Origin of the sequence: Methylobacter sp. Wu8 (assembly GCF_036440755.1) — a bacterium.
In the GTDB taxonomy this organism is placed as follows: domain Bacteria; phylum Pseudomonadota; class Gammaproteobacteria; order Methylococcales; family Methylomonadaceae; genus Methylobacter_A; species Methylobacter_A tundripaludum_A.
Map to the genome: position 1 here is coordinate 122311 of NZ_JAZGVT010000075.1, position 11909 is coordinate 134219.

Consider the following 11909-nt stretch of genomic DNA (forward strand, 5'->3'; position numbering starts at 1 on the left):
AGACCATCATGCCTGTTTATAAACGGCAAATCGATAGGAGCTTTTCCCGTTTTATCTCAACCGGAGACAGGATATTTTCCCGGTTTATTACGGGATTTTTCCCGCCGATTTCCGGGCTTATTCCGTAACGCTGCATGCACCCGCTCCCGTACCATGAGCGCCTGTTCAGCCCTGCATTTCAATAAGGTGTTGCAAGCGTTTTGATCAAGAAAGCTAGTTATCTTACTTAAACCTTATTGATACGCACGGGCTGGCTTTATGACTTTATATAAGTACAACATTCATAACTCTGGAGGAACTATGCGGATTTCCAAATTCACCCGCACCGCTGTCGCATCCGCTGTCTGTAGCGGCGCCTTGTTTTCGGTTTCGATACCGGCACAAGCCAATAAAGCCCTGGATCGACTGTCAAAAGAAGATACTAACTGGGTCATGCAGACCAAAGACTACGGTGCGACCCACTTTAGCGAAATGACGCAGATCAACGCGCACAACGTCCAGCATCTACAGCCGGTCTGGTCTTTTTCTACGGGCGTACTGAACGGGCATGAAGGCGGACCGCTGGTTATTGACGGCATCATGTATGTGCATACGCCCTTCCCTAACAATATTTTCGCGATCGACCTGGATCAGCCGGACAAAATCCTGTGGGAATACAAGCCTAAACAAAACCCGGCCGCCCGCGCCGTAGCGTGCTGCGACGTGGTCAACCGGGGCTTGGCATACGCGCCCGCCGGCGACGGTTACCCGGCGACTATTTTCCAGAATCAGCTGGACGGCCATATCGTGGCGTTAAACGCGAAGACCGGCGAGTTGTTGTGGAAAATGGAAAATTCCGATATTGCGATGGGCTCCACACTGACCGTCGCGCCTTTTGTCGCTAAAGACAAGGTTATTGTCGGCAGCTCGGGCGCGGAACTGGGTGTAAGAGGTTACGCCACCGCCTATAACATCAAAGACGGCAAACAGGCTTGGCGCGTTTACGCTACAGGTCCCGATGCCGACATCAAACTGGCCAAGGATTTTAACAGCGCCAACCCGCATTACGGCCAATTCGGTTTGGGTCTTAAGACCTGGGAAGGCGACGCCTGGAAAATCGGCGGCGGCACCAACTGGGGCTGGTATGCGTTCGATCCCGACCTGGACATGCTCTATTACGGCTCAGGCAACCCCGCGCCGTGGAATGAAACCATGCGTCCTGGCGACAACAAATGGACGATGACCATCTGGGGCCGCGACATCAACACAGGCGAGGCGAAATTCGGCTATCAAAAAACGCCGCATGACGAATGGGATTACGCCGGCGTCAACTACATGGGCTTATCGGAACAGCTGGTTGACGGCAAAATGACCAAACTGCTGACCCACCCCGACCGCAACGGTCTGGTTTATACCCTGAACCGTGAAAACGGCGATTTGGTCAACGCGTTTAAAATCGACGATACCGTCAACTGGGTTAAAAAAGTCGATTTAAAAACCGGCCTGCCGATTCGCGATCCCGAGTTTTCGACCCACATGGATCATGAAGCCAAAGGCATTTGTCCATCCGCGATGGGTTATCACAACCAAGGCATCGAATCATACGATCCGAACAAAAAACTGTTCTTCATGGGTACCAACCATATCTGCATGGACTGGGAACCGTTCATGCTGCCTTACCGCGCAGGTCAGTTCTTTGTCGGCGCGACGCTGAACATGTATCCGGGGCCTAAAGGCACCTTGGGCCAAGTTAAAGCGATGAACTCCGTAACCGGTAAATTCGAATGGGAAATCCAGGAAAAATTCGCCGTCTGGGGCGGCACTACCGCAACGGCGGGCGATCTGGTTTTCTACGGCACCTTGGACGGCTACATCAAAGCGCTGGATTCACGGAACGGAAAAGAATTGTGGAAATTCAAACTGCCTTCCGGCGTTATCGGCCATCCGATTACCTTCGGACATAAAGGCAAGCAATATGTGGCGATTTACTACGGTGTCGGCGGTTGGCCCGGCGTTGGTTTAGTGTTCGACTTGCAAGACCCTACCGCAGGTTTGGGTGCAGTCGGTGCGTTTAAGGAACTGGCGCACTACACTCAACAAGGCGGCGGTGTGATGGTCTTTGCATTAGGTTATTAAAACTGCGTGTAGAAGGAACCTTAGCCGCTATTTAGGAGTGCGCCCTTTCTCCCTCAGGGATGCCTACATGGATGTAGGTAGTAGAGCAATGCAGGAGCAATTGCCGAGAAGGCTGGGATGAGGGGATTCAAATAAGTCCTTTTCCTTATTTTGATTTTCCCTCACCCAACCCTCTCCCTGTGGACGACTGCACGGATGCAGGAGTAATTGCCGAGAGGGCTTTGCACTGCTTAAATCAACAGGTTGGGGCTAAAACCACTCCCTACAGTGACATCTGTAATGGCATCACGTTTTTAATCCTGCATTGATTGAGAGTAAATATGCACATAAACAAGTTTTTGATAACGGCTTTGTGTTTGGGTGGCTGTTTGGCAATCCCCCAAGCCCAGGCCGAACAAAACAAAGCGCTGAAGGTCTGCGCCGCGGAAGACGAAATGCCCTATTCCAATAAGGCGGGCGAAGGCTTTGAAAATAAACTGGCGGAACTGGTCGGCAAAGCGCTGAACAGAAAAGTCGAATACGTTTACTGGAGCGACCCGCGTTATTACATACGGGACACGCTGGATAAAGGACTGTGCGATGTAGCGATAGGTGTTGATAAAGGCGATCCCCGCGTTTTGACCACCCAACCTTACTACCGGTCCGGCTACGTTTTCATCTCGCGTGAAGCCGACAACCTGGACCTAAAAAACTGGGATAGCGAGGCATTACGCAAGGCGCAACGCATCGCTTTTGTGCCCGGCACGCCGCCGGAAGTGATGATGAAGGCTATCGGGCGTTATAACGATATGTTCAATTATTCACAGGAATTGGTGGGCTTTAAATCCAGGCGCAACCAGTACATCAAATATGAAACCTCGAAACTGGTCTCCGAGATTTCATCGGGCCATGCCGAAATCGCCTCTCTTTGGGGGCCGTCTGCGGCGCGTTATGTCAAAGCCTCGACCACACCGTTGGTGATGACGATGATTCCTGACGACAATGTTCGTGCGGACGGACAAAAAGTCGACTTTCATTTCAGTACATCGATGGGGGTTCGAAAAAACGATTCAACCTTGCTGGCTCAGTTGAACAAAGTTATTGAAGATCATCGAGACGAAATAACCGAGTTGCTGGAAGCGGAAGGCATCCCTTTGGTTGCTGAACCCGATGCGCCTTAGAAAATCATAAAGAAATTAGGACTGACAAATGAACAGAAAAAAATTATTAGCCGCATCGGCTGCCAGCCTGATGTTGATCAGCTCGGCGGCTTTAGCGGAAATAACCTTTCGTAACGCCATTACCGGCGCGCCGCTGGATATGAGCGTCGCCAAATCGGGCGGCAACGAAGCCGTTTTCAATCAATTCAAGGAAACGGGCAAGAACCCTTATAACGGTAATAAAGAAGTCATACAAAAGGGCCATGACCTTTATTTGACCGCCTGCTCCGGCTGTCACGGCCACGAAGCCGAAGGTAAATTGGGGCCCGGACTGGCGGACGATTACTGGACCTATCCGTCTGCCGCTACCGATCAGGGCTTGTTTGAAATCTTGTTCGGCGGCGCCAGCGGCATGATGGGGCCGCAATACGTCAATCTATCAACCGATGAAATGCTGATGATTATGTCCTGGATACGGGACATCTACACAGGTAATCCTAAAAAAGCCAAATGGTTAAAATAGAGAGGAAACACAGATGAAAAAAATGCTTTTAATTAATGCAGGCGTCGTGTTGGCGGCGCTGTCCTATTCCGCTATCGCTTACGACGGTCAGAATTGCAGCGAACCGGGCGTTTGCTGGGAACCCAAACCGGGTTACCCGGAAAAAGTGGCGGGCAGCAAGTATGACCCGAAACACGATGTCAACGAACTCAACAAACAAGCCCAATCGGTTGTGGAAATGGAAGCGCGCAATAAAAAGCGCCAGGAACATTTGGCCAAGACCGGCAAGTTTGTTTATGACGTAGACGACATCGAATAGCCATTGTTTTGGGCATAAATGCATTCCACTTTTCGTCCCCTTTGTGAGTCTGTTTGTATCTTATGCCCTTTTTTTACGCTGGTTCCCAAGCTCCGGCTTGGGAACCCAGAGGACGAAGCTCCAGCTTCGCGAGACGGGAAGCTGGAGCTTCCACTACCGAATTCCCAAACTGGAGCTTGGGAACTAGCACAAAACTAAAATGAACACAGACACCCAACTCACCGACTGGCGCGAGCAAGCGTTACAGTTTGAACGACAAATCAATCAAACCGTTATCGGCCTGCAACCTGCGGTCAGAAATATCATCCTGGCCGTTTTCGCCAGAGGCCATGTATTACTGGAAGGCAATGTCGGCGTCGGTAAAACCACGTTGTTAAGAGCGGTTGCCCAAGGTTTGGGCGGCGATTACCAGCGGATTGAAGGCACCATTGACTTGATGCCCGCCGACTTGATCTATTACACCTATTTAAACGAACAAGGCCGTCCGTGCGTCGATCCGGGGCCTTTGCTGAAACACGGCGACACCCTCGCCACCTTCTTCTTCAACGAAATCAACCGCGCCCGCCCGCAAGTCCACGCCTTGCTGTTAAGGGCGATGGCCGAGCGCAGCATCAACGCCTTTAACCGCGACTATCATTTTCCGCACATCCAGGTTTTTGCCGACCGCAACCGCGTCGAGAAGGAAGAAACCTTTGAGCTGCCGGCCGCCGCCAAAGACCGCTTCATGATGGAAATCAATATCGATATGCCCAGTGGCGATACCGAGCTGGACGAGCTGATGTTCAATCCCCGTTTTCACGATACCGACCGGCTGGTTGCAGGAGTCGCTAACAGCGGTATTTATTACCGGCTCAATGAGCTGGCGCAAACGCTGCAGCAACATATACAGACCAGCCCTAAACTCCATGCTTACGCGCTGAGTTTATGGAAAGCTACGCACCAACCGCAACAATACGGCGTTCAATTAAGCGATGTCGAAATGCCGCAATTGTTAATGGCCGGAGCCAGTCCGCGCGGCATGAGTTACTTGATCCGCGCCGCCAAAACCCGCGCTTGGCTGGAACAGCGTGATCATGTGCTGCCGGAAGACCTGCAAGCGGTTTTTCCGGTCTGCATGACGCACCGGCTGTTTTTAAACCCGATGTATGCCTACAGGAAAGAACAGCTGCTGCCCGAATTGATCGAGGGGATTTTGGACCAGGTGGCTGCGCCTTAATAAAAAAAACGTCACCACGAAGACACGAAGAGCACGAAGTTTTATATTTTTTTCTTCGTGTTGAGCCGGACGGAGCATGCTGCCCCGTCCGAAACGTAAGGCGTTAGCTAAATATAACCACTTTGCTCAGGCATCGTAAAACGTTGGGGACGGGGTTTCAAACCCTGTCCCGCTTAGTTATGTTTTTTTCTTCGTGTCCTTCGTGGTGAGCATTCCAAAATCCCGCTCACCCTTCGACAGGCTCAGGGCGAACGGGATTTTGGAATGCTCAACCAAGGGATGAGAGGTGTGAAAGCCGTTCATGCTTCGACAAGGCTCTCCTGAGCGTAGCCGAAGGGCTCAGCACGAACGGCTTTCACACCCTACAACGCATAGCATTCGTTTTAATACATAAAACAAAAAACATCGTAAAAAACCAAGCCATGACCGAAACGCTACATTACCGCTTACCCTGGCAATCAAGTTCCGTTTATCCGGGAGCGCATCCCGGACAAATGATCGGCGCCGGACAGCTGTTCAAGCGCCATGAGCCGCTTATTGCCAGCCCCGACCCCAGACGCATAGACTTGCGCGCCAGCGTGCTCGACCCGTTTTCGTCGTACCGGGTACGCGTCTATCAGCAGCAAAGCTCCGTCAACGTCTATCTGATTGCCGATATGTCGGCCTCGATGGGCTATGCCGACAAACAACAAACCCTGCTCCGGTTTTTGCTGACCGCCGCCCATTCGGCTTTCGATTACGGCGACAAATTCGGCTTTATCGGCTGTACCGAGCGTATCGAGCAGCGCTGGCTGCTTCCCGCCGGCCAGCACTTGGGACGGGTGTCGGCGCTGGCAAAACAACTGGAACGTCTTAACTTTAGCGGCAGCGCAAACGGGCTGCAAAATGCGCTGGCTTTTATGCCTGCCGAGCGCTCGCTGGTGTTTTTGTTGTCCGACTGCCATTTTCCGCTGCCTCAGTTGCGCGCCGTATTAGGTTCGCTACAGGCTCACGACGTGATCCCCTTGGTGTTGTGGAATCAGGATGAATACGCGGCCTTGCCCAATTGGGGCCTGATTTCTTTCCAGGACATGGAAAGCCATTCGACCCGCACGCTGTTCATGCGTCCGGCATTGCGGCAAAAAATAGTCGCCGCCTACCGGCAGCGCCAACACGACCTGAAACATATCTTCAGGGCCTTTGGCAGCGAACCGTTGTTTATTACCGAAGGCTACAGCACCCAAACCGTTAATCGTCATTTGCAGCAGAGGGTCGCATGAGAATCCTGTTAATCATGGTGTTGTCGCTGCTGGGCTGTTCCGGCTCGATCGACGAGCCGGTCAGCTATTTTAACGTCGAAACGCCCCGCCCGTTCGGTTACGTTAACGGCGATGAAATTCCCCAGAGCATTATTATCGAAACCCGTTCGGGCATCAGTTTGCAACCCGGCAGTTTACCGGCCAAAGGACAAATCAACCGCTGGTTGAACCTGAACCGGGTCACGGTTAAACAAACAGGACAGCGTTATCAAATCGACTTGCTGTACCAGGTCTTTTACGCGCCGCTGGAGGTTAAATCGTTAACCCTGCCCGGCTTTACCGTGCAGCTCAGTCAGGGCGAAAAAAGCATCAGCCAAAACGTCCCCGCCTGGACTTTTACCCTGTCCCCGCTCAGGGAATTGGTGGTGCGCCAAAGCGAACAGGGCGAATACATGCGCCCGGACAGTCCGCCGCCGTTATTGGCGAACACCCAGGCTTTGTACGGCTTGGCCGCCAGCCTGAGCGTCGCCGTACTGATAGCGGTCTATCTGGCTTACTTATACGGATGCTTTTCCGGCATGTCGCAGCGCACCTTGTTCAAGCGAACCTTGCGCAAACTGGCGGGATTGTCTGAAGCCGACATGGAGCAGGCTTTGACCGTTGTCCACCACGCCTTGAACAGCCTCAACGGCCAGCCGCTGTTCCTTAACCGGCTGGGCGAATTTTACCGGCGCAACCCGCAGTATCTGCAAATAAATTCCCAATTGGCTTGGTTTTTCAACTACTCCAATCGTTACTTTTTTTCCGACGCCATGATTGCCGTAGCACAGGACTTGCAGCAACTAAAAGAACTCTGCGAGCAATGCCGTAAAATCGAACGGGGCAGCCGATGAATTTGGCGGTTAATAACCCCTGGGCTTTAACAGGCCTGTTACTGGCCCTGTTGCCGCTGTTCAATAGCGGCATGCGCACCAGCCCCGCTCCGTGGACGGCGTTGATACCCCGCGACACGCTGTCGGCTGTTGTCGTCGGCTGTCTTCGGCTGTGCGCCGTCGCGGCAATCGCCGGATTAGTGCTGGGCATCGCGGGCCTGCATCGCACCGAACAAAGCCAAGAGAGGATCGGCCACGGCGCGCATATCGTGTTATTGCTGGATCGCAGCAGCAGCATGGATAACACATTCGCCGGACGCGCGCCGAACGGCTCGGATGAATCCAAGGCCACGGCGGCGCGGCGGCTATTGACCGATTTTGTCAAACAGCGGCAAAACGATTTGATCGGGGTCGCGGAATACAGCACTTCGCCGCTATTCGTGATGCCGCTGACCGAAAACAAAAACGCGGTGCAGGCGGCGATTGCGGCGACCGCGACACCGGCACTGGGTTTTACCCATGTCAGCAAAGGCTTAGGGATGGCTATCTCATTTTTTGAACAACAACCGGTCACCGGCTCGCGTATCGTGCTGCTGGTTTCGGACGGCGCGGCGGCGATCGATCACGACAGCGAACAGAAATTGCGCGAATGGTTTAAACAACAACAAGTCCGCCTGTACTGGATTTTCCTGCGCACGGCGGGCAGCCCCGGCATTTTCGACCAGCCTGAAGACAGCCGGGACGACAACGCTGGGGCTATGCCCGAACTGTACCTGCACAAATTTTTTCTGGGGCTCGGCAGCCCCTATCAGGCTTATGAAGCGGAAAGCCCGGACGCGTTAAAGCAGGCGATTGCCGACATCAACCAGCTGGAGAACCTGCCAATGCACTATATCGAACGCATTCCCAAACAGGATTTATCGGCAGTCTGCTACAGCGTAGCGGCCTTCCTGTTGCTGGTTCTGCTCGGCGTTAAATTTTTTGAGGTCAAACGATGATAAGAACGATCAGGCATATAACGCTGTGGGCCGCGTTGGCGCTCAGTTTAGCGGCTTTCGTTTACAGCGCCGGCGCGTTGTACGGCATCCATCAAAACAATGACTTAATCCGACAATTGGTTTCGGGAAAAGATGTGGCCGTTAATAAAGTGATCAGCGGCGAGCCGGAGTTGAGACTGGCGCGGGCTTTTTATTTCAAGCAAAAACACCGCTACGACGAGGCCTTGTCGACCCTCAGCCTGGTTATGGATAAAGGCGGCCGGAACTTCCAGGCCAAAGCCCGCTACAACCTCGGCAACCTGTATCTGGAACAAGCCATACAGCAGGCCTTAGCCATGAATATCAACGAAGCAATGCCTTTGGCCGGATTGGCGAAACAGGCCTACCGGCAGTCTTTGGCGTTAAACAGCGGCGATTGGGATGCCAAATACAACCTTGAAGTCGCCATGCGTTTACTGCCGGAAATGGACAGGGTCGACATGCCGGACGACGAACTTAAGAACCAAAAATCGCAGTTGTGGACGACAGTACCGGGGTTTCCGCGTGGTTTGCCTTAATCATAACTATTCACCACGAAGACACGAAGAGCACGAAGGGTTTATATCTCGTTCCCACGCGCCGCGTGGGAACGCAGTCGAGGCGCGCTGCGCCGCGAATCACGATCAGTATATAAAAATACACATTGCACAAATACGGGACGCAGCGCGTCCTGCACGGCATTCCCACGCGGCGCGTGGGAACGAGGAAAAACAATGAACAAACCATTAAAAGATTATCGAACCTGGTGCCTTCTGCTGGCAGTTTTAGCGATGCTGGTGCTGTTCCTATACCCCAGCAAGCAACAAAAAACACCAACCTATAACTACACCTTTATTATCGACATTACCCGCAGCATGAATGCGACCGACTACCAACAAGACAACCAAGCCGTCAGCCGCCTGCATTTTGTCAAGCAAACCTTGCGCGAACTGTTGCAAAAACTGCCATGCGAATCCAAAGTCGGCCTGGGCCTGTTCACCGAAAGGCGCTCAACCCTGTTATTCGAGCCGCTGGAAGTTTGCTCCGCTTATACGGAAATAGACACCGCGATCGGCAAAGTCGACTGGCGCATGGCCTGGGCCGCAGACAGCAATATCGCCAAAGGCTTGCTGAGCACGTTGGAAATGCTGCAAAAAAGCGACAGTTCGGTGATCTTCATTACCGACGGACAGGAAGCACCGCCCGTTAATCCCAATTACCAAGCCGATTTTTCAGCGGTAAAGGGCCAAGCAAAAGGCATGATCATCGGTGCCGGCGGATTGCAGGCTGTGCCTATCCCCAAGTTCGACAGCCTGGGCAAACAAACCGGATTTTATGCACGGGACGATGTGCCGCACCGTTCTACGTTCGGACAATCGAATCTGGACCCGTCGCAAATCAAAGGCTACAACGCGCGCAATGCCCCATTCGGCAGCGAAGCCGCCACCGGCAACGAGCATTTAACAGCCTTGCACGAAACTTATTTGGAAAAACTGGCCGCCGAATCCGGTTTGGCTTACGCCCGCTTAACCGACTTAAAAAACCTTAACCAGGCATTACAAAACCCGAAACTGGCGACTGAAAAAGTCGTGCAAAGCGATATTCGCTGGCAACCGGCATTATTGGCATTGCTGCTGTTAAGCCTTGTCTATCTGCCCAAGCTGTATAAATTCCGTCCGCTTTTCCGGTCGTAAATAAATCGCCGGTTCCCAATCTGGACAATGGAAAACGGCAACTAGCATTAGTTATCTATCTTATTGAGTACTGTAAATGAACAAACAAAACCTGCTCTCAACCCATAATCTTTTTACACTACGATTAGTTTTATCGTTACTCGGCGCCTACATTGATTACAGTTATCTGCATAAAACCCACGATATTTGGTTGGTGATCATGTTTTTATTTAGCGGTATAGCCATCGCTCCGGGCTATTATCAATACAAATACAATCCAGATAATCTCAAAAAGTTTATCCGCCCGCTGCTGCATTGGACAGGCGGCTTGTGTGTGGCAATCATCATTTATGCCTATCAGCGCACTGGAAGACTCTATCATGAAGAAGGCGATTTGGTTGTGCTGCTAGTGCTGGCCTTAACGGTTTATCTGGATGGCATACAAACAGGCTGGCAATCTATTTTTACTGCGATATTTCTAGGACTTATAGCCATCTGTGTCGCTTATTTCGACAGTTATATCTGGCAGTTAATTACGCTTGCGGCCATTGCCATTGCTTACAGTTATTACCGACAATCCGATGACACGCAAGTCGATACAGTTTGAATCATTAACAACATAATGCGCTTGCAGGCAAAACCCGCACTCCCGTTATCAGCTGATTCCTTAAATACCTTTTACACCCCGATCTTCGGCTACGCTCAAGGGAACCGTGAGGCTCCGCGGGGTGGGATATAACGATGCGCACCGGAACGAGAGTTATCTTTTATTTTTTGTTTTACCAGGATTGTTGCCATGAAATTTAAAGTCTTACTGTTGAGTCTGTTGTTGTCTGCTAACGGCTTTGCGGCGGAAAAAACCGTTATCCGCATCGGCGTTCAGTCGGGCGGTACGGTAGAGTGGGAGTTGCCCGCATTGCAGGATGAGTTGAAAGCCAAGCAGGCTGATGTTCAGCTGGACATTCACCATGTCGCCAATACGGAAGCCGGTAAGATCGCGTTGCAATCCGGGGCGGTCGACATCATCGTTTCCGACTGGATTTGGGTGTCCGGCTTGCGCGAAAAAGGGGCTGATTTCACCTTTTATCCTTATTCGGATATTTCGGGCGTGCTGATGGTGCCAAAAGATAGCGGCATTCATTCCTTGCAGGATCTTAAAGGTAAACGCTTAGGTATAGCCGGCGGCGAGCTGGATAAAAACTGGCTGCTGCTGCAAACCCTGGCGAAACAGCAGCTGGATATGGACCTCGATGCGTCGGTGGAAAAGGTGTTTGCCGCGCCGCCGCTGCTTAATGAACAGATTAAGCAAGGCCGGATTGATGCGGTGCTCAATTACTGGCACTTTGCTGCAAGGCTTGAGGCGGAAGGGTATCGGACGCTGATTGACGGCCGCAGTATTTTGCAAGGCTTGGGAATTTCGGACTCTGTCGCCAATCTCGGCTACCTATTTAAACAAAGTTGGGCGGATCAGCATAAACAGGCGCTCAGGCAATTTTTCGACGCCGGCAAACAAGCCAAGCAAACGCTGTGCAGTTCCGATGCCGCGTGGCAAAAAATCATCCCATTGACCAAGATAGATGATGAAACAACCCGGAAGCACCTGCGCCAAAACTATTGCGCCGGTAACATTGAACATTGGGGAGAAGCCGAGCAAAAAGCTGCCGAAAAAGTGTATTTACTGCTGCATAAACAGAGCAAGCAAGCCCTGACAGGTAAGTCCGAACAGCTGCAACCGGGGACTTTCTGGTAAGACGGTACATGGGGCGAAAACAAAAAACTTCGTCGGAAAGCTAGATAGAGCGTTATCATTGTCATATTG

12 protein-coding genes are annotated in these 11909 nt (G+C 52.0%); all 12 read left to right on the forward strand.

Annotated features, from left to right (window positions below):
* Positions 1 to 300 precede the first annotated feature (300 nt).
* The 12 genes from V3O24_RS17360 (at position 301) to V3O24_RS17415 (ending at position 11840) form a co-directional block, all read left to right on the forward strand.
* Positions 301 to 2115: a methanol/ethanol family PQQ-dependent dehydrogenase gene (locus tag V3O24_RS17360; RefSeq protein ID WP_104422596.1), complete on the forward strand. Its 1815-nt coding sequence runs from the start codon at positions 301 to 303 to the stop codon at positions 2113 to 2115.
* 320 nt (positions 2116 to 2435) lie between these two features.
* Positions 2436 to 3275, forward strand: a complete 840-nt coding sequence (moxJ, locus tag V3O24_RS17365; protein WP_331308175.1) for a methanol oxidation system protein MoxJ — start codon at positions 2436 to 2438, stop codon at positions 3273 to 3275.
* A gap of 28 nt (positions 3276 to 3303) precedes the next feature.
* On the forward strand, positions 3304 to 3777 hold the full coding sequence (gene moxG / locus V3O24_RS17370) for a cytochrome c(L), periplasmic (protein ID WP_331308176.1): 474 nt from the start codon (positions 3304 to 3306) through the stop codon (positions 3775 to 3777).
* A 13-nt stretch (positions 3778 to 3790) separates the two neighbouring features.
* Positions 3791 to 4075: a methanol dehydrogenase [cytochrome c] subunit gene (locus V3O24_RS17375; RefSeq protein ID WP_104422593.1), complete on the forward strand. Its 285-nt coding sequence runs from the start codon at positions 3791 to 3793 to the stop codon at positions 4073 to 4075.
* A gap of 199 nt (positions 4076 to 4274) precedes the next feature.
* Positions 4275 to 5291 (forward strand): MoxR family ATPase, encoded by a 1017-nt coding sequence (locus tag V3O24_RS17380; RefSeq protein ID WP_331308177.1) that lies wholly within the window; start codon positions 4275 to 4277, stop codon positions 5289 to 5291.
* 422 nt (positions 5292 to 5713) lie between these two features.
* Positions 5714 to 6550 carry an MxaS protein gene (locus V3O24_RS17385; RefSeq protein WP_331308178.1) on the forward strand — a complete coding sequence of 279 codons (837 nt, stop codon included), beginning with the start codon at positions 5714 to 5716 and terminating at the stop codon, positions 6548 to 6550.
* Complete coding sequence (locus V3O24_RS17390; RefSeq protein WP_331308179.1) at positions 6547 to 7422, forward strand: nonribosomal peptide synthetase MxaA; 876 nt, start codon at positions 6547 to 6549, stop codon at positions 7420 to 7422. The genes V3O24_RS17385 and V3O24_RS17390 overlap by 4 nt, the downstream gene beginning before the upstream one ends.
* Complete coding sequence (locus V3O24_RS17395) at positions 7419 to 8399, forward strand: vWA domain-containing protein (protein WP_331308180.1); 981 nt, start codon at positions 7419 to 7421, stop codon at positions 8397 to 8399. Before V3O24_RS17390 ends, V3O24_RS17395 begins: the two co-directional genes overlap by 4 nt.
* Positions 8396 to 8956, forward strand: coding sequence for an MxaK protein (locus tag V3O24_RS17400; RefSeq protein WP_331308181.1), 561 nt, complete (start codon positions 8396 to 8398; stop codon positions 8954 to 8956). The genes V3O24_RS17395 and V3O24_RS17400 overlap by 4 nt, the downstream gene beginning before the upstream one ends.
* A 195-nt stretch (positions 8957 to 9151) precedes the next feature.
* Positions 9152 to 10111 (forward strand): vWA domain-containing protein, encoded by a 960-nt coding sequence (locus V3O24_RS17405; RefSeq protein WP_331308182.1) that lies wholly within the window; start codon positions 9152 to 9154, stop codon positions 10109 to 10111.
* A gap of 76 nt (positions 10112 to 10187) precedes the next feature.
* Positions 10188 to 10697, forward strand: a complete 510-nt coding sequence (locus V3O24_RS17410) for a hypothetical protein (RefSeq protein ID WP_104422587.1) — start codon at positions 10188 to 10190, stop codon at positions 10695 to 10697.
* A gap of 189 nt (positions 10698 to 10886) precedes the next feature.
* Positions 10887 to 11840: a transporter substrate-binding domain-containing protein gene (locus V3O24_RS17415; RefSeq protein WP_331308183.1), complete on the forward strand. Its 954-nt coding sequence runs from the start codon at positions 10887 to 10889 to the stop codon at positions 11838 to 11840.
* Positions 11841 to 11909: the final 69 nt, after the last annotated feature.